The sequence below is a fragment of the Thalassobaculum sp. genome (genome assembly GCF_040219615.1).
GTDB lineage: Bacteria > Pseudomonadota > Alphaproteobacteria > Thalassobaculales > Thalassobaculaceae > Thalassobaculum_A.
This window is the reverse complement of the sequence record NZ_JAVJSE010000041.1, coordinates 87046-109248: the sequence shown is the minus strand read 5'-3', so window position 1 is coordinate 109248 and position 22203 is coordinate 87046. Positions and strand designations below refer to the sequence as shown.

At 70.1% G+C, this 22203-nt stretch carries 21 protein-coding genes; 8 read left to right on the top strand and 13 right to left on the bottom strand.

Features of this window, described 5'->3' with window-relative positions:
- Positions 1–184: 184 nt before the first annotated feature.
- The 6 genes from RIC31_RS23400 (at position 185) to lexA (ending at position 5285) form a co-directional block, all read left to right on the top strand.
- Positions 185–823 carry an anthranilate synthase component II gene (locus tag RIC31_RS23400; protein WP_350113777.1) on the top strand — a complete coding sequence of 213 codons (639 nt, stop codon included), beginning with the start codon at positions 185–187 and terminating at the stop codon, positions 821–823.
- Positions 824–831: 8 nt separating this feature from the next.
- Positions 832–1866 carry an anthranilate phosphoribosyltransferase gene (gene trpD, locus RIC31_RS23395; protein WP_350113775.1) on the top strand — a complete coding sequence of 345 codons (1035 nt, stop codon included), beginning with the start codon at positions 832–834 and terminating at the stop codon, positions 1864–1866.
- A gap of 11 nt (positions 1867–1877) precedes the next feature.
- Complete coding sequence (gene trpC, locus RIC31_RS23390) at positions 1878–2684, top strand: indole-3-glycerol phosphate synthase TrpC (protein ID WP_350115210.1); 807 nt, start codon at positions 1878–1880, stop codon at positions 2682–2684.
- Positions 2685–2706: 22 nt separating this feature from the next.
- Positions 2707–3183: a cyclic pyranopterin monophosphate synthase MoaC gene (gene moaC, locus RIC31_RS23385; RefSeq protein ID WP_350113772.1), complete on the top strand. Its 477-nt coding sequence runs from the start codon at positions 2707–2709 to the stop codon at positions 3181–3183.
- Positions 3173–4426 (top strand): molybdopterin molybdotransferase MoeA, encoded by a 1254-nt coding sequence (locus RIC31_RS23380; protein ID WP_502990143.1) that lies wholly within the window; start codon positions 3173–3175, stop codon positions 4424–4426. The genes moaC and RIC31_RS23380 overlap by 11 nt, the downstream gene beginning before the upstream one ends.
- 133 nt (positions 4427–4559) lie before the next feature.
- Complete coding sequence (gene lexA, locus RIC31_RS23375) at positions 4560–5285, top strand: transcriptional repressor LexA (RefSeq protein WP_350113769.1); 726 nt, start codon at positions 4560–4562, stop codon at positions 5283–5285.
- 41 nt (positions 5286–5326) lie between these two features.
- Here the strand turns inward: lexA and RIC31_RS23370 are convergent, their stop codons facing one another.
- Positions 5327–5635, bottom strand: a complete 309-nt coding sequence (locus RIC31_RS23370; RefSeq protein ID WP_350113766.1) for a hypothetical protein — start codon at positions 5633–5635, stop codon at positions 5327–5329.
- A gap of 113 nt (positions 5636–5748) precedes the next feature.
- Positions 5749–7839 (bottom strand): ComEC/Rec2 family competence protein, encoded by a 2091-nt coding sequence (locus RIC31_RS23365; RefSeq protein WP_350113763.1) that lies wholly within the window; start codon positions 7837–7839, stop codon positions 5749–5751.
- A 172-nt stretch (positions 7840–8011) separates the two neighbouring features.
- Here RIC31_RS23365 and gltX point away from each other — a divergent pair, with 172 nt between their 5' ends.
- Both gltX and RIC31_RS23355 read left to right on the top strand, forming a co-directional pair.
- Positions 8012–9427, top strand: coding sequence for a glutamate--tRNA ligase (gene gltX / locus RIC31_RS23360; protein WP_350113760.1), 1416 nt, complete (start codon positions 8012–8014; stop codon positions 9425–9427).
- Between the two features lie 75 nt (positions 9428–9502).
- Positions 9503–10804 carry a citrate synthase gene (locus RIC31_RS23355; protein ID WP_350113758.1) on the top strand — a complete coding sequence of 434 codons (1302 nt, stop codon included), beginning with the start codon at positions 9503–9505 and terminating at the stop codon, positions 10802–10804.
- Between the two features lie 106 nt (positions 10805–10910).
- On the opposite strand, the gene lpxB is transcribed toward RIC31_RS23355, so the two are convergent.
- The 11 genes from lpxB to RIC31_RS23300 all read right to left on the bottom strand — a co-directional run bounded on the left by lpxB (position 10911) and on the right by RIC31_RS23300 (position 22200).
- Positions 10911–12092 (bottom strand): lipid-A-disaccharide synthase, encoded by a 1182-nt coding sequence (gene lpxB, locus RIC31_RS23350; RefSeq protein WP_350113755.1) that lies wholly within the window; start codon positions 12090–12092, stop codon positions 10911–10913.
- Entirely contained in the window at positions 12089–12913 is an 825-nt protein-coding gene (locus tag RIC31_RS23345; protein ID WP_350113752.1) for an LpxI family protein, read from the bottom strand. The genes lpxB and RIC31_RS23345 overlap by 4 nt, the downstream gene beginning before the upstream one ends.
- A 7-nt stretch (positions 12914–12920) precedes the next feature.
- Positions 12921–13724 carry an acyl-ACP--UDP-N-acetylglucosamine O-acyltransferase gene (lpxA, locus tag RIC31_RS23340; RefSeq protein WP_350113749.1) on the bottom strand — a complete coding sequence of 268 codons (804 nt, stop codon included), beginning with the start codon at positions 13722–13724 and terminating at the stop codon, positions 12921–12923.
- A 14-nt stretch (positions 13725–13738) separates the two neighbouring features.
- On the bottom strand, positions 13739–14161 hold the full coding sequence (fabZ, locus tag RIC31_RS23335; protein ID WP_502990149.1) for a 3-hydroxyacyl-ACP dehydratase FabZ: 423 nt from the start codon (positions 14159–14161) through the stop codon (positions 13739–13741).
- A gap of 65 nt (positions 14162–14226) precedes the next feature.
- Positions 14227–15255 (bottom strand): UDP-3-O-(3-hydroxymyristoyl)glucosamine N-acyltransferase, encoded by a 1029-nt coding sequence (gene lpxD, locus RIC31_RS23330; RefSeq protein WP_350113744.1) that lies wholly within the window; start codon positions 15253–15255, stop codon positions 14227–14229.
- 10 nt (positions 15256–15265) lie between these two features.
- Positions 15266–15844 carry an OmpH/Skp family outer membrane protein gene (locus tag RIC31_RS23325; RefSeq protein ID WP_350113741.1) on the bottom strand — a complete coding sequence of 193 codons (579 nt, stop codon included), beginning with the start codon at positions 15842–15844 and terminating at the stop codon, positions 15266–15268.
- Between the two features lie 11 nt (positions 15845–15855).
- Positions 15856–18171 carry an outer membrane protein assembly factor BamA gene (gene bamA / locus RIC31_RS23320; protein ID WP_350113738.1) on the bottom strand — a complete coding sequence of 772 codons (2316 nt, stop codon included), beginning with the start codon at positions 18169–18171 and terminating at the stop codon, positions 15856–15858.
- Positions 18172–18230: 59 nt separating this feature from the next.
- Complete coding sequence (gene rseP, locus RIC31_RS23315) at positions 18231–19358, bottom strand: RIP metalloprotease RseP (protein WP_350113735.1); 1128 nt, start codon at positions 19356–19358, stop codon at positions 18231–18233.
- 51 nt (positions 19359–19409) lie between these two features.
- Positions 19410–20618 (bottom strand): 1-deoxy-D-xylulose-5-phosphate reductoisomerase, encoded by a 1209-nt coding sequence (locus RIC31_RS23310; RefSeq protein WP_350113732.1) that lies wholly within the window; start codon positions 20616–20618, stop codon positions 19410–19412.
- A complete protein-coding gene (locus RIC31_RS23305) occupies positions 20615–21457 on the bottom strand; it encodes a phosphatidate cytidylyltransferase (RefSeq protein WP_350113729.1) in 843 nt (280 codons plus the stop codon). Before RIC31_RS23305 ends, RIC31_RS23310 begins: the two co-directional genes overlap by 4 nt.
- Complete coding sequence (locus RIC31_RS23300) at positions 21454–22200, bottom strand: isoprenyl transferase (protein ID WP_350113726.1); 747 nt, start codon at positions 22198–22200, stop codon at positions 21454–21456. The genes RIC31_RS23305 and RIC31_RS23300 overlap by 4 nt, the downstream gene beginning before the upstream one ends.
- Positions 22201–22203 lie beyond the last annotated feature (3 nt).

Below are 22203 nucleotides of genomic sequence, written 5' to 3'. Positions count from 1 at the left end.
ACGGCCCCGGACAACGCGAACGCCGCGCGTCGCCACGCGGGACGCGCCGGCTTCGACCGCCGATGACCGCTCTGCGGGCGCTGTCGCCTCGCCATCCTTGTCGCTTCCGTGCCGGTGATCGGGTTGATAAGGTAGCGTGATCTCGTTGCGCCGCAATGTTAACAAACTTTGACAAGCCGCTGAAATGTTTCTTCTGATCGATAACTACGACAGCTTCACCTACAACCTGTACCACTTCCTCGGGGAGCTCGGTGCGCGGTTCGAGGTGCATCGCAACGACCGGATCACCGTCGACCAGATCGAGGCCATGGACCCGCAGGGCATCGTGATCTCGCCGGGCCCCTGCGATCCGGACCGGGCCGGCATCTGCGTCGAGCTGGTCGAGCGGCTGGCGCCGAAGGTGCCGATGCTGGGCGTCTGCCTGGGCCACCAGACCATGGGCCAGGTGTTCGGCGGCGTGGTGCGGCGAGGCCCGGTGCCGATGCACGGCAAGGTCTCGACGGTGCACACCGACGGCCAGGGCCTGTTCGAGGGCCTGCCGCGCAGTTTCGACGTGACCCGGTATCACTCGCTGGTCGTGGGCGACGAGCGATGGCCGAGCGTGCTGGACAAGACGGCCTGGACCGACGACGGGGTGATCATGGGGCTGAAGCACCGTGACTACCCGTGCTGGGGCGTCCAGTTCCATCCGGAGAGCATCGCCTCCGAGCATGGCCATCGACTGCTTGCCAACTTCCTGCGTCTCGCCGGCTTCAACGGCACCCCGATCCAGCCCGTCGAGGAGATCGAGGCGCGCCTGAAACGGACCGGGACCGACGGCTGAAGACGAAAATGACCGGTGACATCCAGGATATGAAGGCGCTGCTCGCCCGCGTGGCGGACGGCACGACGCTGACCGAGACCGAGGCCGAGCTGGCCTTCGACATCATCATGTCGGGCAACGCCACCCCGTCGCAGATGGGCGGCTTCCTGATGGCGCTCAGGGTGCGCGGCGAGACGGTGGCGGAAATCACCGGGGCCGCCCGCACCATGCGGGCCAAGATGCTGCGGATCCCGACCCCGGTCGGCGCGATCGACACCGTCGGCACAGGCGGCGACGGCACCAAGACCTACAACATCTCGACCGCGGCGGCGTTCGTGGTGGCCGGGGCCGGCGTGGTGGTGGCGAAGCACGGCAACCGGGCGCTGTCGTCGCGGGCCGGGGCGGCCGACGTGCTGACCCATCTGGGCGTCAACATCGACTGCGACATGAGCCTGGTGAAGGCCGCCCTCGACGAGGCCGGCATCTGCTTCTTCATGGCGCCGCGCCACCACAGCGCCATGCGCCATGTCGGCGGCACCCGGGTCGAGCTCGGCACCCGCACGATCTTCAACATCCTCGGCCCGCTCTCCAACCCCGGCGGGGTCCGGCACCAGCTGATCGGCGTGTTCTCCAAGGACTGGGTGGTGCCGATGGCCGAGACCCTGCTGAAGCTCGGCTCCGAGCGGGCCTGGGTGATGCACGGCGACGGCCTGGACGAGATCACCACCACCGGTATCACCACCGTCGCCTCGCTGCAGGACGGCCGGATCGAGACTTTCGAGATCAGCCCGGAGGACGCCGGCCTGCCGCGCGCGACCCTCGACCAGGTGCGCGGCGGCGACCCGGAGCACAACGCCACCGCGCTCAGGGCCGTGCTGGACGGCGTGCCCGGCCCGTATCGCGACATCGTGCTGATGAACGCCGCCGGCGCGCTGATCGTCGCCGGCAGGGCGGCGGACATGAAGGGCGGCGTGGCGATGGCCGCGGAGATCATCGACGGCGGCAGGGCGAAGGCCAAGCTGGAAGCCCTGGTGGCGATCACCAACCGGAGCCCGGCGACGTGAGCCCGGCCCCCATGAGCGACGTGCTGGCGGAGATCTGCGCGCACAAGCGCACCGAGATCGCGGCGCGCAAGGCCGCCCGCCCGCTCGCCGAGGTCGAGGCGGCGGCCCGCGCCGCGGATGCCCCGCGCGGCTTCGCGGCGGCGCTCCGCCGGGCCTCCGGCGGCGGCTACGGCCTGATCGCCGAGATCAAGAAGGCGTCGCCGTCGAAGGGCCTGATCCGCGCCGACTTCGACCCGCCCTGGCTGGCGCGGGCCTATGCCGCCGGCGGCGCAACCTGCCTGTCGGTCCTGACCGACGAGAAGTACTTCCAGGGCGCCGATTCCTATCTGGTCGCCGCCCGCGCCGCGACCGCCCTGCCCGCCCTGCGCAAGGACTTCATGCTGGACCCCTGGCAAGTCGCCGAGGCCCGGGCGCTGGGCGCCGACTGCATCCTGGTGATCATGGCGGCGTTGTCCGACGCCCAGGCGCTGGAGTTGGAGGATGCCGCCGTCGCCTGGGGCATGGACGTGCTGGTCGAGGTGCACGACGCCGCCGAGCTCGACCGGGCGCTCGCCCTGAAGTCGCCGCTGCTCGGGGTCAACAACCGCAACCTGAAGACCATGAAGACCGACCTCGCCACCACCGAGGCGCTGGCGCCGCGGGTGCCCGCCGACCGCATGCTGGTGGCCGAGAGCGGCCTGAACCACCCGGCCGACCTGGCCCGCATGGCGAAGGTCGGGGCCCGCTGCTTCCTGGTCGGCGAGTCGCTGATGCGGCAGCCCGACGTCACCGCCGCCACCCGCGCGCTGCTGGCCGATCCGGTCGGCGCCGTGGCCTGACCCCCGACCCGGTGCCGGCACCATGAGCGACCTGACCCATTTCGACGATGCCGGCCACGCGAGGATGGTCGACGTCGGCGGCAAGCAGGAGACCGAGCGGACCGCGACCGCGCGCGGCTCTGTCTACTGCTCGGCCGACACCATCGCGCTGATCCGCAGCGGCGGCGTGAAGAAGGGCGACGTGCTATCGGTCGCCCGGCTGGCCGGCATCATGGGCGCCAAGCGGACGCCCGACCTGGTCCCGCTGTGCCATCCCCTCGCCCTCACCTCGGTGGCGGTCGACCTGGCGATCGACGGCGCCCGCAACGCCGTCGACATCGAGGCGACCTGCCGCCTGAAGGGCCGGACCGGGGTCGAGATGGAGGCGCTGACCGCGGTGTCGGTGGCGGCGCTGACGGTCTACGACATGGTCAAGGCGGTCGACCGCACCATGCGGATCGGCGACGTCCGGCTGGTGCACAAGGCCGGCGGCAAGTCGGGGGACTTCCGTGGCGAGTGACCTGCTGCCGGTCGAGCAGGCGCTGGAGCGCATCCTGAGCGCGCTGGCGCCGCTGCCGGCCGAGATGGTGCCGGTGTCCCATGCCCTCGGCCGGGTCACGGCCGAGCCGATCCGGGCGCGCCGGACCCAGCCGCCGGTCGACGTCTCGGCAATGGACGGCTACGCGGTGCGGGCGGCCGACGTCGCCACCGTCCCGGCAACGCTGCGGCGGGTGGGCTCGGCCCCGGCCGGTGGCCGCTACCCCGGAATTCTCGGCCCCGGCGAGGCGGTCCGGATCTTCACCGGCGGCCCGGTGCCGGACGGCGCCGACGCCATCGTGCTGCAGGAGGACGTCGACGCCTCGGCCGAGGCCGACGGCGCCGCGATCACGGTCCGCGAGGGCGCGCCGGCCGGCACCTTCGTGCGGCGCGCCGGGCTGGACTTCAGGACCGGCGACGTCGGGGTGCCGGCCGGCCGCCGGCTCACCGCCCGCGACATCGGCCTGGCCGCCGCCATGAACGTGCCGTGGATCGCCGTCACCCGGCGCCCGCGGGTGGCGATCCTGTCGACCGGCGACGAGATCGTCCGGCCCGGCGAACTGGTCGAGTCGACCAGCATCGTGTCGTCCAACGCCTATGCCCTGGCCGCCGTGGTCCGGGCGGTCGGCGGCGAGGCCGTCGATCTCGGCATCGCGCCGGACGACCGGGACGCGCTGCGGGCGCTGGCGGCCGGCGCCCGCGGTGCCGACCTGCTGGTCACCAGCGGCGGCGCCTCGGTCGGCCGGCACGACCTGGTGCAGGAAGCGCTGGGCGACGGCTCGCTCGGCGCAGACGCCCTCAGGGTCGGGTTCTGGAAGATCGCCATGCGCCCGGGCAAGCCGCTGATCTTCGGACATCTGGGGGCGGTCCCGATGCTCGGCCTGCCGGGCAACCCGGTGTCGACCGTGGTCTGCGCGACCGTGTTCCTGCGGCCGGCGCTGGAGCGGATGCTCGGCCTCGCCGCCGGCCCGTCGGCACCCGCCGAGGCGGTTCTCGCGGTCGACCTGAAGCCGAACGACCGGCGCCAGGACTACATGCGGGCCACCTCGGAGCCCGGGCCGGACGGCCGCCGGCTGGTCACCCCCTTCGTGAAGCAGGACAGCTCGATGATGTCCCGGCTCGCCGAGGCCGACTGCCTGGTGGTCCGGCCGCCGCACGACCCGGCGCGCAGCGCCGGCGACCGGGTCGAGATCCTGCCGCTCGACGCCGGGTTCCTCTCGATCTGAGACGAACTCCCCGGACTTACTGCCAGGGTCTTGATTCTGCTTGACCCGCGATGGGACCAAAAGTAGAACATCGGTCCATGTACCGTTTTTGTTCGCGCGAAAGTTCGGCGCGACCGGTCTGGAGGCAGGGGCGATGCTCACCAAGAAGCAGCACGAATTGCTGGCGTTCATTCAGAAGCGGATCGAGGAGACCGGCGTGTCGCCGTCCTTCGACGAGATGAAGGACGCCCTCGACCTCAAGTCGAAGTCCGGCATCCACCGGCTGATCACGGCGCTGGAGGAGCGCGGCTTCATCCGCCGCCTCGCCCACCGCGCCCGCGCCCTCGAGGTCCTGCGCACCGCCGACCAGTTGTCGGTCCGGTCGGCCCGTCCCGATCGCCCGGCGGCCCGCGGCTTCGCGCCGAACGTCATTCCCGGGAACTTCCCGTTCCGCGGCGATCCGCCGGTGCCCGCCCCGGCCCCCGGTGAAGGTCCGGAGAGCGTCGACCTCCCGCTGTACGGTCGGATCGCCGCCGGCACGCCGATCGAGGCCCTGCGCGACCCGTCCAACTCGATCGCGGTGCCGGCCTCGATGCTGACCGGGGGCGACCACTACGCCCTCGAGGTCGCCGGCGACTCGATGGTCGACGCCGGCATCCTGGACGGCGACACCGTCATCATCAGGCAGTGCGACAACGCCGAGAACGGTTCGATCGTGGTCGCCCTGGTGGATGACCAGGAAGCGACCCTGAAGCGGCTGCGGCGCAAGGGCCATTCGATCGCGCTGGAACCGGCGAACCCGGCCTACGAGACGCGGATCTTCGGCCCCGACCGGGTCAAGGTGCAGGGCAAGCTGGTCGGTCTACTCAGACAGTACTGATCGCGACCGGGACAGTGCCGGCCGACCGGGAGCGGAGATCGTCAGGCCAGTTGCGGGCGCCCGAACAGCTTGCTCAGATCGGCCAGGACGACTTCCGGCTGCTTGCGACGGGCCGCTTCGATCGCCCTTGAACGCTCGACATGAGCGCGCTCGATTGCGTTGCTACGGATCTGCTTCCGGTTGGTCACCGAGATCTGCTGAAACATCGTGCTCGCCCAGCGATCCTTGCTGTGATCTTCCGACTTTGCCGCCTGAGCCACCGCGACATAGGCGAGGTTCCGACGTCCGACGACGTCGGCCACGGCATCCCCGAGAATCATGAAGCAACGCTGACGAAGCGAATCCGACATCCGTAGACCTCCCCTAATCCGGTCTCATCCGCCGCCCCCCGGAGGTGGATCCCGGCTTTTACATCGCTTTCGATCTATTTGCCAAGGTGATTCACGATTTGTTTACCTTCCGGCTATGGGTCGGTCGCCACGACCCACGGCCTGACGCCGCGGGACTCCTCGACCGAACGGGTCCGGATCCCGTCGGCCGCCATCCAGACCGCCAGGGCACCGCCACGGTGCAGCGCACGGCGATCGAACGCCAGCGCGGCACCCTCGCCGCAGCCTTGCCGAAGCCCGACGGCGGTGACCACGATGTCGGCCCGCCGGCAGTCCTCCCGCGCCGCCTCCGGCGACGTCGGCATCGCCAGGACCCGTCCGCCGAGGCGGAGCACGCAGCCGAGCCCGTCACATCCGAAGCCGTCGGCGACCCCGTCGGCCGCCAGGAAGGCGGTCGCCGGCTCGCCGCCCCAGCGACGCTCCCAGGCCGCCCGCGTGAACCGGTTGCCGGTCCCGGCGGACACCGCCCAGCCGGCCCCGGGAATCCGGACGGCGGCCAGGCTGCCATCGGCGGCGAACAAGGCGTCCGGCGGCCGGTCCATGACCGCGACGAGCAACCCGGCGGCAATCCCGCAGAGCCCGAACCATCGCAGCGCGCTGCGCCATAGCGCCAGCCAGAGGCCTCCGATCGCCAGCGACAGCAGCGCTGCGCTCCCGAGCGCCGGCACGCCGACGGCGGTCAGCGGTGCCCGGGCAGCGAGATCCGCGGACCACAGCGTCGCCTCGATCCCCCACCCCATCACCCTGAGCGGCAGGACCTCCGCCCCGACCGGCATGACCGCCAGCGCCACCACACCGGCCGGCATGGTCACGAACGCGGTCAGCGGCACCGCGACCAGGTTCGCAACCGCCCCCAGCAGCGGCACCTGCTGGAAGTGATGCGCGACCACCGGTGCCGTCACCAGCGATGCGACCAGCGAGGTGGCGGCGACCCGGCCGACATAGCCGGCCGACCGCCACAGCACTCCGACGGGCCCCGATGTTCGGCGGCGGCGGCGCCGGGACAGCGTCTCCCACACCGCGATCAGCGCCGTGACGGCGGCGAAGGACAGCTGGAAGCTCGGGCCGATCAGCGTCTCCGGAGCGATCAGCAGGACCACCGCCGCCGCCCAGGCCACCAGGTGCAGGCTGATCGCCTCGCGGTCGAGCAGCACCGCCGTGAGGATCAGGCCGGTCATCAGGAAAGCCCGCTGGGTGGGCACCGGAGCCCCGGCCAGCAGCAGATAGAGGGCGGCCGCCCCCAGGGCCGTCGTCGCCGCCCATTTCTTGACCGGCCGGCGCAGGGCCACCGCGGGCCAGGTCGCCAGCGCCAACCTCACTGAACCGTAGACGGTGCCGGCCACCAACCCCATGTGCAGCCCGGAGATTGCCAGCAGGTGAGCCAGCCCGGTCTCGCGGAACGTTTCCGCCGTCGGTTCGTCGATGCCGGCACGGTCGCCGACCAGCATGGCCGCCGCCACCGACCCGGCCGGGTCCGGCAGCGCCGCCCGGATCCGGCGAGCCGTGGCCGCCCGCACGCGATCGACCGCTTCGCGGACACCGCTCCAATGCCCGGTTTCGCCACCGGCCACCGGCTCGAGCGGCCCCACGGCAAAACCGACCGCACCGATCCCCCGGAAAAAGGCGTGGCGCTGGAAGTCGAAGGCGCCCGGCGCCACCGGCGGCGACGGTGGTCGGATCCGCGCCCGGACCCTCGCCCGGTCGCCGATGCGCAGGGTCTCCAGAGCGGTGGCGGCCCGCCGCCCCGCGAGCGAGATCCGCACGCCGCTGGGTGTGGTCGCTCCGCCGGTCGCGGCCAGTGAGGCGAGTTCGACCAGGGTCAGACGCCAGCCCGTCGGCCGCCGCTCGATCGCCGCCACGCGCCCCTCGACGATCGCCCAGGTCTCGCGCTCCAGCATCACGGTGGCGACGGACCGGGTCCGAATCTGCGCCGCCGCGAAACCGAGCCCGGCCGCGACCAGCAGCAGCGCGAGCCAGACCGCGATCGGGTTGCGGCGCAGCAGCAGGGCCCCCGCCACGGCGGCAGCCACCGCCGCCGGGCCGGCCGCCGCCGCCGGCTCGACGGTCAGGGCGAAGTAGCCGCCGATCCCGCCCGCCATCGCGACCGGCAGCCACAGCAGGCGTCGGGGAGCCTCGCGCCGCACGAGGCCGGCCAGCCGAGACATCGGACCGGGCGACGACCCGGCCTGCAATCCCAGGCGCCGACGCACCGCGACGGCCGGATCGGCGGTCGGTCGCCTCGCAACGGACGTTGTGCTATTCACCACCCGCCCTCCCGCCGGGCGGGCGCGATCGACGCCGATCGCACGCACCCGAAACGCGACACGAGCCGCGCCCATGACCGTCGTCACCCGCTTCGCGCCGTCGCCGACCGGCTTCCTGCATATCGGCGGGGCCCGGACCGCCCTGTTCAACTGGCTGTTCGCCCGGCACCACGGCGGCACCTATCGCCTGCGCATCGAGGACACCGACCGCCAGCGCTCCACTAAGGAAGCCGTAGACGCGATCCTCGACGGGCTGTCCTGGCTCGGCCTGGAGGGCGACGGCGAGGTCGTGTTCCAGTCGGCGCGCGCGGCACGCCACGCCGAGGTCGCCCGGACCCTGCTGGAGCAGGGCAAGGCCTACCGCTGCTACTGCACGCCGGAGGAACTGACGGAGATGCGCGAGCGCGCGCGCGCCGAGGGCCGGTCGGTCCGCTACGACGGCCGCTGGCGCGACCGCGACCCGTCGGAGGCACCGGCCGGCGTCGACCCGGTGATCCGCATCAAGGCGCCGCTCGACGGCGAGATGACCATCCAGGACGCCGTGCAGGGCGCGGTCACGGTCCCGCACGCCCAGCTCGACGACATGATCCTGCTGCGCGCCGACGGCACGCCGACCTACATGCACTCGGTGGTGGTCGACGACCACGACATGGGGGTCACCCACGTGATCCGCGGCGACGACCACCTGAACAACGCCTTCCGGCAGGCCCTGATATTCCAGGCGATGGGCTGGGACCTGCCGGTGTTCGCGCACCTGCCGCTGATCCACGGACCGGACGGCGCCAAGTTCTCCAAGCGCCACGGCGCTCTCGGCGTCGACGCCTACCGGGACATGGGATACCTGCCCGAGGCGCTGCGGAACTACCTGCTCCGGCTCGGCTGGAGCCATGGCGACGACGAGATCATCTCGACCGAGCACGCGGTCGCGTGGTTCGACCTGGACAAGGTCGGTCAGTCGGCGGCGCGCTTCGACTACGCCAGGCTGGAGAGCCTGAACGGCCACTACATCCGCGAGACCGACGACGACCGGCTGGCCGAACTGGTGGCCGAGCGGTTGGCGGACGATCCGGCGCTGACCGTCGACGACGAGGCAAGACGCCGCCTGCGTGCCGGCATGCCGGGGCTCAAGTCGCGCGCAAAGACCCTGGTCGAACTCGCCGCAAACGCGCGCTTCTATGTGGTCGACACCCCGATTCCGATGGAAGAGAAGGCCGCCACCCTGCTCGACGACGCGGGCCGGGCAGCGCTCGCCGCTCTTGCACCGCACCTAACGGCACTTACGTCATTCGACGAGCATGGCATCGAAGACGCTGTGCGCAGATTTGCAGAGGAATACGGCCTGAAGCTCGGGAAAGTGGCGCAGCCTCTGCGCGCGGCCATCACCGGATCCGCCGCTTCGCCCGGGATCTTCGAGGTTCTCGCAGTGCTCGGAAAGGCCGAGACGCTGCGCCGCATCGAGGCGGTTTGCGCAGTGCACACTAACGGCTAAGATCCACGCCCGGCCCGGCGGGACCCCCGACGGTACCGCGCCAGAGGCCGCACGAGACACAGGGGACGGACAACTATGACTCAGAGCAACGCCGGTACCTTTACGCTCACCGACGATGCCACCGGCAAGTCCTACAAGCTGCCGGTCATCGACGGCACGATGGGCCCGAGCGTGATCGACGTGCGAAAGCTGTACGCCGAGACCGGGCACTTCACCTACGACCCTGGCTTCACCTCGACGGGCTCATGCGAGTCGGCGCTGACCTATATCGACGGCGACGAAGGCATCCTGCTGCACCGCGGATACTCGATCGAGGACCTCGCCGAGAACTCCGACTTCCTGGATGTCGCCTACCTGCTGCTCTACGGCGACCTGCCCAACAGGGACCAGAAGAAGAAGTTCGACCGCGACGTGACCTATCACACGATGGTCCACGAGCAGTTGAGCAACTTCTACCGCGGCTTCCGGCGAGACGCTCATCCGATGGCGGTTCTGTGCGGCGTGATAGGGGCCCTGTCGGCGTTCTATCACGACTCGACCGACATCCATGACGAACACCAGCGGATGGTCGCCTCGTTCCGGCTGGTCGCCAAGATGCCGACCATCGCCGCCATGGCCTACAAGTACTCGGTCGGCCAGCCGTTCAACTACCCGCGCAACGACCTGTCCTATGCCGAGAACTTCCTGCACATGATGTTCGCGGTGCCGGCGGAGCCGTACAAGATCAGCCCGACCGTCGCCCGCGCGATGGACCGGATCCTGATCCTGCACGCCGACCACGAGCAGAATGCCTCGACCTCGACGGTCCGGCTGTCGGGCTCGTCCGGCGCCAACCCGTTCGCCTGCATCGCCGCCGGCATCGCCTCGCTGTGGGGCCCGGCGCATGGCGGCGCGAACGAGGCAGTCCTGAACATGCTTCAGGAGATCGGCCACAAGGACAACATCAACGAGTTCATCAAGCGCGCCAAGGACAAGGACGATCCGTTCCGCCTGATGGGCTTCGGGCACCGTGTCTACAAGAACTACGACCCGCGCGCCAAGGTGATGCAGAAGTCCTGCCACGAGGTTCTGGCGGAGCTCGACCTGGACGATCCGCTGCTCGAGCTGGCCATGGCGCTCGAGAAGATCGCCCTGGAGGACGAATACTTCGTCGACCGCAAGCTGTTTCCGAACGTCGACTTCTATTCGGGAATCGTGCTGAAGGCGCTCGGCTTCCCGACCTCGATGTTCACCGTGCTGTTCGCGGTCGCCCGCACCGTCGGCTGGGTCGCGCAGTGGAAGGAGATGATCGAGGAACCGGGCCAGAAGATCGGCCGGCCGCGGCAGCTCTACACCGGCCCGGAGAAGCGGGCCTACGTGCCGGTGGGCCAGCGCTGACCGACCGCGTCCCGCGGCTTCGGCATCTCGGGGGCGGCTTTCGGGCCGCCCCTTCGCATTTCCGCTGCCTGCGTGGGAATCCGTCAGTCGAGGACCGTCGCTCCGCTCAGGCGACGACGCCGGCGACCCGCAGCACGGTGTCGGCGGCCCGCATCGACGGCGCCTCGCCGTCGGCGGTCAGCAGGCGGCGCACGGCCTCGCTGGCAGCTCCCTGCTCGGCCCGGGCCCGTGGGTCGTCGAACAGCCGTTCGACCGCGACGGTCAGCCGGTCGGGCGTGCAGTCCTCCTGGATGAACTGCGGGATCACCCGCCGCCCCAGCAGCTTGTTGGTCAGGACGATCGCCTCGGGGTCGATCAGGCGCCGGGCGATCGCCGCCGAGACCGCGTTCACCCGGTAGGCGACCACCGTCGGCACGCCGGCCAGGGTCAGCTCCAGCGTCACCGTGCCGGACGCCGCCAGCGCCACCGTGCAGGCCGCGAAGGCGTCGTATTTGTAGCGCGGATCCTCGACCACCGTGACCGGCGCCCGCCAGCTCCGGGTCTCTTCGCGGATCGCCTCGGCGACCAGCGGCACCGTCGGGATCACCACCTGCAGCGACTGGTAGCGGCCGGCCAGCCGCGCCACCACCTCGCGGAACACCGGCAGCAGCCGCCGGACCTCGCCGGGCCGGCTGCCCGGCATCACGCCGAGCACCGGCGCGCCCTTGGGAAGCCGGAACCGGCCGCGGAACGCCGCGCCGTTGCCGGCCGGCTGACCGGCCGCGGGATGCCCGACGAAGGTGGTCTCCAGCCCGTGCGCCTCGAAATACGGCGGCTCGAACGGGAACAGCGTCATCAGGTGGTCGAGGTGGCGGGCGATCGCCTTGGCCCGCCCCGGCCGCCAGGCCCAGACCGTCGGCGGCACCCAGTGGATCAGCTTCGGGCCCTCGCCGCCGGCCTTGGCCCGGCGCCGGTGCAGGATCTTCTGGACCCGCATGGTGAAGGCCTTGGAATCGATGGATACAACCGCCGCCGGCCGGCGGGCCCAGGCGTCGTCGGCGGTCTGCCAGACCCGGCGCAGCAGCATCGGCGCCTTCGGCAGGATCTCGACGATCCCCATCACCGCCATCTCGGAGATCGGAAACAGGCTGTCCAGCCCCTCGGCCGCCATGGTGTCGCCGCCCAGGCCGGCGAACCGGACGCGACCGTCGGTGCGGATCCGGAGTGCCCGCATCAGGCCGGCGCCAAGGACGTCTCCCGAAGCCTCGCCGGCCATCAGGTAGATCAGCGGCGCATCGTCGTCGATCATGTCGGGCCCGCGAAGCGCCGCGCCAGCAGGAACAGCCCGGCGGCCTCGACCGCGCCGACCGTGGCCTCGCGGTCGATCACCAGCGTCGCCCCGGCCTCGACGACGATGCCGCGGAACCCGGCGGCCTTCGCCGCAGCCACGGTCGCCTCGCCCACGGTCGGGCGGTCGGCACGCTGCTCCTGGCCCGGCTTGGCCCCCTTGACCAGCACGGGGCCCGGGCCCGGCCTGCGCAGTGCGCCGGCCCGCGCGATCATGGCGTCGGTTCCCTCGATGGCCTCAACCGCCAGCACCAGGCCCTCCTGGACCGCCACCGCCTGGCCGATATCGGCACCGCCTACGGCGTGAAGGGCGGCGATGCCGCGCGCGACGTCGCGTTCGTCGGCCGCGTCGAGCGATCTTCCGGCCTGCATCCCCTCCGGGGCCAGGTAGCCGCCGATCACATCCTCCACGCCGACCACCTGGAACCCCTCGCGCTCGATCTCCTCGACGATGACCGAAAGCAGCCCGTCGTCCCCGAACACCCGGCTGCCGGCCCTGGCGAGCGCGGTCATCGAGCGGAAGTCGAGCGACAGCGACGAGAGCGTCGGCCGCCGCATCGGTCCGGCCATGACCACGTCGGCACAGTCCGCCTCGCGCAGGGCGCGCAGCGCCGCGTTGGTCTGTCCCAGCTTGAGCCAGACATGGGGCAGGCCGGCCACCGTCTCCGCGTCGGTATGGCCTTCGAAAGCCACCACGAATACCGGCCGGCCGGCCGCGGCGGCGGTTTCCGCAATGCGCCGGGGCAGGACTCCCCCTCCCGCGACAATCCCGAGACCGCTCATGTCCGCCTCAGACTTCGCCGCCGTCCCCCGGCTGGCAGATCTTCCGCGACGAATCCTCGCGGATGAAGCCGACGATCTCCATCACCGGCGCGCAATCGGCAAACTCCTCGGCCACTTCCTGCAGACGCTCCATGAACGTCCCCTCGCTGGCGAACAGCAGACGGTAGGCCTTGCGTACGCTGTTGATGTCCTCGCGGCTGTGGCCGCGACGCTTCATGCCGATGATGTTGATTCCGGAGAGCCGGGCCCGGTCGCCCATGACCGACCCGTACGGAATGACATCGCGCTCGACGCCGGTGACGCCGCCGACCATGGCGTTGCGACCGATCCGGACGAACTGGTGGACGGCGGACAGCCCGCCCAGCACGGCGAAGTCGCCGACCCGGACATGGCCGGCCAGCGTGGCGTTGTTGGCCATGATCACCCCGTCGCCGACCTCGCAGTCGTGACCTACGTGGGTCCCGACCATCAGCAGGCAGCGGTCGCCGACCCTGGTCACCATGCCGCCGCCCTCGGTGCCGGGATTCAGCGTCACGTGCTCGCGGATCACGGTCTCGCTGCCGATCACCAGCTCCGACGGTTCGCCGCGGTACTTCAGGTCCTGCGGGCGCAGCCCGACGCTGGCGAACGGAAACACCTCGCTGCGGGCGCCGATCCTGGTGCGGCCGCCGATGACCGCGTGGCTGTGGACCACGCAGCCCTCGGCCAGGACGACCTGCGGACCGATCACGGAAAAGGGGCCGACCTTTACACCGTCCGCCAGTTCGGCGCCGGGGTCGACGACAGCTGTCGAATGGATCTCGCGCGCCACTCTGCCTCTCCGGTTCAGGCGTCGAGGATCATCGCGGAGTAGGTCGCCTCCGCGACCAGCGTCCCGTTCACCCGTGCCTCTCCCCGGAACTTCCAGACGGCGCCGCGGTTACGCAGCTTGCTGACATGGACCTTCATCTGGTCGCCGGGCACAACCGGCTTGCGGAACCGGGCGTCGTCCACGGTCATGAAGTACACCAGCTTGCCCTCCGACTCCGCGCCGAGGGTGGCGACGACCAGGCAGCCGGCGGTCTGCGCCATCGACTCGATGATCAGCACCCCCGGCATCACCGGGCGCTGCGGGAAGTGGCCGGCGAAGAACGGCTCGTTGATGGAAACGTTCTTGATCCCGATGCAGCTGACGTTCGGAATGATCGACGCGACGCGATCCACCATCAGGAACGGATAGCGATGCGGGATCAATTCCATGACCCGCATCACGTCGATATCAAATCCGGCTTCCGCTGCCGGGGCCGATTCCGCCTGACTCATTTCTCGACGCCTCACGTCTCGTCTTCGCTGCGTCGTCCCAATCGCTTGATGGCCGCGATCTGGCGGCGGAACTCACGAACCGGAACGGCCGGCGCGCCCCCCACCGCCACGCCGGCAGGCACGCTTCGGGTTACTCCGGACTTGGCCGCGATCTGGACTCCGTCGCCGATTTCCAGATGCCCGGCGACCCCGACCTGACCGGCCAGAACCACCCGATCGCCCAGCCGCGTGCTTCCCGAGATGCCGACCTGCGCGACAATGATGCAGCCGCGACCGACCACGACGTTGTGGCCTATCTGCACAAGATTATCAATCATGGTACCGCGCCCGATCACGGTGTCCGGGCCACTGCCGCGATCGACGGTGGTGTTCGCACCGATCTCGACGTCGTCCTCGACAATGACCCGGCCGAGCTGCGGCACCACGAAGGGGCCGTCGCCATCCATCTCGAACCCGAAGCCCGGCTGACCGATCCGGACCCCGGGATACAGGAACACCCGGGACCCGATGCGTGCGTGGCTGACCGAGGCCCCGACCCCGACCCGCGTCGACTCGCCGATCTCGACCGCTTCGCCGATCACCGCGTTCGGGCCGATCTCGCTGCGCGCGCCGATCCTGACTCCGGCCCCGATCACCGCTCCGGGAGCGACCGACACCGCGTCGCCCAGTTCGGCGCTCGGGTCCACGAAGGCCGCCGCATGCACGCCCGGCGACGCCGGCTCGGTCGGATAGAAGGTCTGGCCGATCCGGGCGAAGTTCCGGCGCGGACGCTTGGTCACCAGCAGGGCCATCCCGGCCGGTGCCTGGTCGACGAAGTCCGGCGCCACCAGACAGGCTCCGGCCCGACTGGTCCGGAAACCGGCGAGGTAGCGGCGGTTCTCGAGAAAGCTGATGTCGCTCTCTCCGGCGCTGTCGAGCGACGCCAGATCGGCCACCCGTCGCTCGGGGTCCGTTGCGCCGACCAGTTCGGCCCCGGTCATGGCCGCCAGCTCGGCTAGCGAAAACGGGCCTCTGGAGCGAAAGAACCGTGGATCGGTCATCGCGCGGATCCTATTTCAGGGCCGGCAGCTCGACCTTCACCGTCGGCAGCCGCTCGTTCAGACGCTGCAGCGTCTCGTCGGAGACGTCCAGGGACTTCTCGGCGATCACGATCTGGCTCTTGAAGAGCACCAGCTTGATGCCGCGCTGCTCGGCGATCTCCGCCACCACCGCGACCAGCGATTTCCGGACCTCGTTCATGGCCCGGGCGAAGGTCTCGTCCAGCTCCCGCTTGCGCATCTGCACCTGGCGCTGGACCTCCGCCACCTTCGTCTGGAACTCCCGGACCTTCTGCTGATAGGCATCGGGCGCCAGCACCGCGCGCTGCTGCGAGAGATCCTGCTCGGCGACCCGCAACCGCCGCTCCTCCGCCGCAACCTCTTCCTGGTAGGCGCTGCGCCGGGTCTCGATCTGGTCGTGGATCGCCTTGGCGGCCTTCGCCGCCCGCATGATCCCCTGGACGTCGACCACGGCGATCGGCAGTTCGGCCTGCGCGACGGACGGTGCAGCGGTCTGCGCGATCGCCGATCCGCCCGGCGCCGCAATGGACATCAGCGCGGCCAGCATGGCCGCCGCCATTCGGGCCGACATATGCGGCCTCCTCAGAAGCGTGTGCCGAAGCTGAAGCGGAACAGCTCGGTCTTGTCGAAGTCTTCCTTCAGCACCGGTTCGGCGGCGTCGACCCGGATCCGCCCGAATGCCGTCACGAACTCCACGCCGATGCCCAACGATGCCCGGATCGAGTTCACGTCGCGGACCTCCGGGCCGGTGGCATCGACGTTCCACAGACTGCCGACATCGCTGAACACGTAGGCGCGCATGCCGAGATCCTCGGGCAGACCGGTCGGGAAGGTCAACTCGACCGATCCGACATAGTATTGGTTGCCGCCCAGCGCGTCGTCCGAATCGACGTCGCGCGGCCCGATACCGGCCTTCTCGAAGCCACGGAAACTGTTGCCGCCGATGAAGAAGCGCTCGGCGATGGACACGTCCTGGCTGAGGCCGACGATGTAGCCGGCCTGGCCGAGGAACGCCAGGCCCCAGACCGTATCGAACGGGACGTAGTAGGCCCCCTTGGTCTTCAGGCGCAGGAACCGCTCGTCGCCGCCGGCGCCGGCGATCTCCGAGGTGAACTGGGCGATGTAGCCGTCGCGCGGGTCGACGCGGCTGTCGCGCTTGTCGTAGGTCAGGGTCTGGCCGAACTGCGACACCAGGGTCTCGCCTTCCTGCTCGGTGACGAAGCGCGAGGCATCGGCCTCGACGTCTTTGATCTCGGTGTTCTTCAGCGTGTAGTTGACGGTCTGCCGGAGGTCCGGGGCGAGCTCGTAGCCGGCGCGCAGCGAACCGCCGGTCCGCACCTCGGAGTAGGAACTCTCGTCGTATTCGCGCTCGACGCGGAACAGGTCGAAGCCGGCCGAGACGTCGCGCCCGAGGAAGTAAGGCTCGGTGAACGAGATGTCGTACTCGGTCGAGCTCGCCGACCCCGAGACGCCGAAGCGCAGGTCCTGGCCGCGGCCGAGAAGGTTGCGTTCGCGAATCCCGACGTCGCCGATCACCGCGTCGACCGAGGAATAGCCGATGCCGAACGAGATCTCGCCGGTGGGCTGCTCCTCGACCTCGACCAGGATGTTGGTACGGTCCGGCGCCGAGCCTTCGGAGTTTGAGACCTTCACCGACTTGAAGAAGCCCAGGTTGCGGATCCGACGCTCGGATCGCCGCATGTTTGAGACGTTGAAGGCGTCGCCCTCGACCAGGTTCATCTCGCGCCGGATCACCCGGTCGAGCGTCCGGACGTTGCCGACGATATCGATCCGCTCGACGAACACCTTGCTGGCTTCGCCGATCTGATAGGTGATGTCGACGGTCTGGGTCTCCGGGTGCCGATCGACCCGCGGCCGGATGTCGACGAAGGCGTAGCCCTGGTTGCCCAGCTTGTCGGAGATCGCATCGACCGTGTCGTCCACCTTGGTCGAGTCGTAGCGATCGCCGGTCTCGGTCACCGCCAGCCCCGCGAGGTCCTGATCGGTGATGCGCGGCAGCCCGATGTCGAAGCTGATCTTGCCGAAGTCGTAGGGCTGCCCCTCCTCCACCGTGAAGGTGACCACGAAGGCCTCGCGGTTCGGGGTCAGTTCGGCCACCGCGGAGAGCACACGGAAGTCGGCGTAGCCGCTCTCGAGGTAGAACCGGCGCAGCAGTTCGCGATCGAAGCTCAACCGGTCGGGGTCGTAGGTATCGGAGGAGCTCAGGAAGCGGTAGAAGGCGTATTCCTTGGTCTGGATCACCCCGCGCAGGGTCGAATCGCTGAACCGCTTGTTGCCGATGAACGAGATCGTCTGCACCGGGGTCTGTTCGCCCTCGTCGATCTCGAACACCAGATCGACCCGGTTCTGCTCCTGCTGGATCACCTTCGGTTCGACGGCCACGCCGTAGCGCCCTGAGCGCCGGTAGATCTCGACGATCCGCTGCACGTCCTGCTGCACCCGGGTACGGGTGAACACCACGCGCGGCCGAAGCTCGACCTCGCGGGTCAGTTCCTCGTCGTCGATCCGCTGGTTACCCTCGAAGGCGATCCGGTTGATGATCGGGTTCTCGACCACGGTCACCAGCAGCGCGTCGCCGCGGCGGCGAATCGTGACGTCGGCGAACAGGCCGGTCCCGAACAGCGCCTTCAGCGAACGGTCCAGGCGTTCCGGATCGAACAGGTCGCCCGGCTGGATCAGCATGTAGGAACGCACGGTGCCGGGATCGATCCGTTGCGTGCCCTGGACCTCGATGTCCGAGACACGGCCGGAACCGCTCTGCGCGGACGCTGGCCCGCCCAGGAGCAATACGACCGCAACCGCGACCGCCTGTACCAAAATCTTGATCGATGACGGCAAGAGCCGGCCCCCTATCGGCGAACACGGTCGCGCTGGCACGCGCGGCGGCGACTATAGCGTTCGGGCTACGCGGCGCAAACCGAAGAAATCACAACCAATTACCCGAGCAGCGACCCGATGTACTCGACCACTTTGAGGTGGATGAGATCGTTCCAGGTCACGAACAGCATGAGCGCGATGACCAGGGTGAGTCCGGCCATCGACGCCCATTCCTGGGCACGCTCGCCAAGCGGCCGCCCGCGCAGCGCCTCGACTCCGTAGAACAGCAGGTGTCCGCCGTCGAGGACCGGGATCGGGAACAGGTTGATGAGACCGAGGTTGATCGACAGCATGGCCATGAACCAGATCGTCGTCACCCAGCCACGCTGCGCGACGTCGCCCGACAACTGGGCGATCCGCAGCGGTCCGCCCAACTCCTCGGTCCCGCGGGTCCCGGCGATGATCTGGCCGACCGCGTTGAGGGTCTGCCCGACGATCGACCAGGTTTCCGCGCCGGCCGCCCCGATCGCCGAGACCGGATCGAGCTGCTGGATGCTGACCCGGTTGGTTCGCACGCCGAGCTGGCCGAAAGTGTGCTGGGTGCCGAAACGATCGGTCTCGGTCACCGTCGCGGGCGTCACCGTGAGCGGGATCCGGCTGCCGTCGCGCTCGACCACCAGCTCGATCGGCTGCCCCGGGCGCTCGAACACCGCACGCCGCAGGTCGTCGAAGCGCTCGATCGCCGCGCCGTCGACCGTCACGAAGGTGTCGCCGACCTTGACCCCGCCCTGCTCCGCCGCGGAACCGGCAACGACTTCGTCGGCGACCGGCGGCGCGTAGGTCCGGCCCACGAAGGTGTACAGTCCGGCCAGCAGCAGGATCGCGAACAGGAAGTTCGCCGCCGGTCCGGCGGCCACGATCGCGGCGCGGGACTTCAACGGCTTGTGATGGAACGAGACCGACCGTTCGTCCTCGGACATTGCATCGACGCCGGAGCCGCCGGTGCTGGTCGGGTCGGCCTCGCCGAACATCTTCACATAGCCGCCGAGCGGCAGCAGCGAGATCTTCCAGCGCGTACCGGACCGCGCGGTCCAGCCGAACAGCTCCCGGCCGAATCCGACCGAGAACACCTCGACCCTGACGCCGGCGCGCCGGGCCACGAGGTAATGCCCCATCTCGTGCACGAACACGAGCACGGTCAGAATGACGAGGAACGGAATGACGTATTCGACGAGCCCGGCCCACATGCCTTCGGGTCCCCTTGGTTTGGCCTGTCCCCGCCCGCTTGCGGAGGGAACTTAGTCCGCGCCGCCCGCGGAAGCAACGCGCGGCCGGTGCGTCAATATGCCGGCGATGATGCCGGCCGCACATTCACGCGCCGCGCGGTCGAACCCGGTCACGGCGTCGAGATCGGCGACACTCGACACCGGCATGGCCTCCAGCACCGCCTCCACCACCTCGGCGATCTCGGTGAAGCCGATCCGGTGCGCCACGAAGGCGGAGACCGCCGCCTCGTTGGCGGCGTTCAGGACCACCGGCGCGGATCCGCCGGCGCGCAGCGCCTCGCGCGCCAGCCGGAGCGCCGGGAAGCGGACCGGGTCCGGTGCCTCGAAGGACAGCTGTGCCAGAGCCGCCAGGTCCAGCCGCGGCGTCGGCGACGGCATCCGGTCGGGCCACGCCAGTGCGTAGGCGATCGGCGTGCGCATGTCGGGCGACCCGAGCTGTGCAAGCACCGAGCCGTCGACATAGGCGACCAGGCTGTGCACCACCGACTGCGGGTGCACCAGGATGTCGATGCGGTCCTCCGGCAGGCCGAACAGATGGTGCGCCTCGATGAGTTCCAGCCCCTTGTTCATCATGGTGGCGGAGTCGATCGAGATCTTCGGCCCCATCGACCAGTTCGGGTGGGCCAGAGCGTCCTCGACGCTCTTCGCCCGCATGGCGTCGCGCGACAGGGTCCGGAACGGCCCGCCGGACGCGGTCAGGATGATCTTCTCGATCGCCGCCGGGCGGTCGGCCTCGAACACCTGGAAGATCGCGTTGTGCTCGGAATCGACCGGCAGGATGGTCGCGCCGGCGGCCCGCGCCTCGGCGACGAACAGGTCGCCGGCGCAGACCAGCGCCTCCTTGTTGGCGAGCGCCACCACCCGGCCCTGGCGGAGCGCGGTCAGGGTCGGCGCCAGACCGGCGGCCCCGACGATCGCCGCCATCGTCCAGTCGGTGTCGCGGCGTGCCGCCTCGTCGACCGCCGCCGGGCCGGCAGCGGCCTCGATCCCGGACCCGCTGAGCGCGTCCTTCAGGGCCGGCCAGGCCTTCTCGTCGGCAATCGCGACGAAACCGGCCCGGGTCCGCCTCGCCTGCTCGGCCAGCAGCCCGGCATTCGATCCGGCCGCCAGCGCGGCGACGGCGAACCGCTCGGGGTGTCGCTCCACCAGGTCCAGGGTGTTGCAGCCGACCGACCCGGTCGAGCCGAGGACGCTGACGCGCCGCGGCCGCCCGTCGCTCACCACTGCAGCACGCTGCGGCCGGTGAGATGCACCAGCAGGGCAACCAGCGGCAGCACCGCGACCTGTCCGTCGACGCGATCGAGCACGCCACCGTGCCCGGGGATCAGCCTGCTCGAGTCCTTGACCCGGAAGACCCGTTTCACCGCCGATTCCATGAGGTCTCCGATCTGGGCCACGACCGCGAGCAGCGCCGCGATCGGAGCCAGAATCCAGGGGTTGGCACCGTCGACCAGGCTGGCGGCGACCAGGGCGCCGGCGACCGCGGCGGCGACCCCGCCGGCCAGGCCGGCCCAGGTCTTCGACGGGCTGACCGACGGCATGAGCTTCGGGCCGCCGATCGCCCGACCCGCCGCATAGGCGCCGATATCGGTCAGGACGACCGTGGCCAACGCCCAGATCAGGGTTTCCAGGCCGAGCGGCGCACCGTCGCGCAGCCAAAGGATCGCGATCGCCGGCATGGCGATGCTGATGATCGCGACGGCCAGCCAGGGCGCGCTGGGCAGCTTGGTGACCCGTCCGAGGACGATGATCGCGAGCGCACCGACGACGGCCGCCGCGACCCCCTCGTAGGGGCCGCGCAGCAGCATCCAGCCGAGCGACAGCGCCGACACCGCGAACACCAGGCTCCGGGCCACCACCCTGCCCGGCTGCGCGGCGACCAGGCTGCCCCACTCCCAGGCCATCAGCCCGCACACCAGTGCGACACCGAGCTGAAAGGCGGGCCCGCCGGCGAATACGGTGGCGGCGGCGGCCGGAATCATGACCAGGGAGGAAACCACCCGGAGTCGCAGGTCGCTGCGGCCGCTTCTCGGCGGTGGCTTGCCGGCCCCGTCGGTCATCCGCTGCCCTGCCCCGTCGCCCGCCCGTAGCGCCGGTCTCGGCGGGCGTACTCGTCGAGCGCCGCCTCCAGATGCGAGCGGTCGAAGTCCGGCCACAGCACATCCATGAAGATGAACTCCGAATAGGCGATCTGCCACAGCAGGAAGTTCGATATCCGCTTCTCGCCGCTGGTCCGGATCAGCAGATCCGGGTCCGGCATGTCGGCGGTGTCCAGCCAGGACGCCACCGCCGCCTCGTCGATGTCGGCGGGGTTCAGGCGACCGGCGGCGACTTCCTCGGCGATCCGCCGGACCGCGCCCGTCAGCTCCCGTCGGCCGCCGTAGCTCAGCGCCACCGTCAGCACCATCCGGCTGTTGCCGGCGGTCAGCCGCTCACCGTTCTCGATCAGGGTCACGATGTCGTCGGACAGCCGGCTGCGGTCGCCAATGACCCGGAAACGGATGCCGTCCTTGTGCAGATCGGCGATCTCGCGACGCAGATAGAACCGCAGCAGATCCATCAGGTCGACGACCTCCTGGACCGGCCGGCTCCAGTTCTCCGAAGAGAAGCCGAACAGCGTCAGGTGGCCGACGCCCAGACTGGACGCCGCCTCGACGGCGCGCCGGACCGCCTTGGCCCCCTCGCGGTGACCGAAGGTCCTTGGCATTCCGCGCGCCCTGGCCCACCGCCCATTGCCGTCCATTATGACGGCAACATGCAGCGGCCGGTCGCTCTCCCCAAGCTGCGGCGCGGCATCGACCATCGG

Coding starts and splice junctions, on each gene's coding strand:
- RIC31_RS23345 (WP_350113752.1), bottom strand. CDS start 12,913: ATGAGCGGTCTCGGGATTGTCGCGGGAGGGGGAGTCCTGCCCCGGCGC.
- gltX (WP_350113760.1), top strand. CDS start 8,012: ATGACCGTCGTCACCCGCTTCGCGCCGTCGCCGACCGGCTTCCTGCAT.
- lexA (WP_350113769.1), top strand. CDS start 4,560: ATGCTCACCAAGAAGCAGCACGAATTGCTGGCGTTCATTCAGAAGCGG.
- RIC31_RS23325 (WP_350113741.1), bottom strand. CDS start 15,844: ATGTCGGCCCGAATGGCGGCGGCCATGCTGGCCGCGCTGATGTCCATT.
- RIC31_RS23355 (WP_350113758.1), top strand. CDS start 9,503: ATGACTCAGAGCAACGCCGGTACCTTTACGCTCACCGACGATGCCACC.
- RIC31_RS23370 (WP_350113766.1), bottom strand. CDS start 5,635: ATGTCGGATTCGCTTCGTCAGCGTTGCTTCATGATTCTCGGGGATGCC.
- trpC (WP_350115210.1), top strand. CDS start 1,878: ATGAGCGACGTGCTGGCGGAGATCTGCGCGCACAAGCGCACCGAGATC.
- trpD (WP_350113775.1), top strand. CDS start 832: ATGACCGGTGACATCCAGGATATGAAGGCGCTGCTCGCCCGCGTGGCG.
- rseP (WP_350113735.1), bottom strand. CDS start 19,358: ATGTGGGCCGGGCTCGTCGAATACGTCATTCCGTTCCTCGTCATTCTG.
- lpxB (WP_350113755.1), bottom strand. CDS start 12,092: ATGATCGACGACGATGCGCCGCTGATCTACCTGATGGCCGGCGAGGCT.
- RIC31_RS23300 (WP_350113726.1), bottom strand. CDS start 22,200: ATGGTCGATGCCGCGCCGCAGCTTGGGGAGAGCGACCGGCCGCTGCAT.
- RIC31_RS23365 (WP_350113763.1), bottom strand. CDS start 7,839: ATGTCTCGGCTGGCCGGCCTCGTGCGGCGCGAGGCTCCCCGACGCCTG.
- fabZ (WP_502990149.1), bottom strand. CDS start 14,161: ATGCGGGTCATGGAATTGATCCCGCATCGCTATCCGTTCCTGATGGTG.
- lpxD (WP_350113744.1), bottom strand. CDS start 15,255: ATGACCGATCCACGGTTCTTTCGCTCCAGAGGCCCGTTTTCGCTAGCC.
- moaC (WP_350113772.1), top strand. CDS start 2,707: ATGAGCGACCTGACCCATTTCGACGATGCCGGCCACGCGAGGATGGTC.
- RIC31_RS23400 (WP_350113777.1), top strand. CDS start 185: ATGTTTCTTCTGATCGATAACTACGACAGCTTCACCTACAACCTGTAC.
- RIC31_RS23305 (WP_350113729.1), bottom strand. CDS start 21,457: ATGACCGACGGGGCCGGCAAGCCACCGCCGAGAAGCGGCCGCAGCGAC.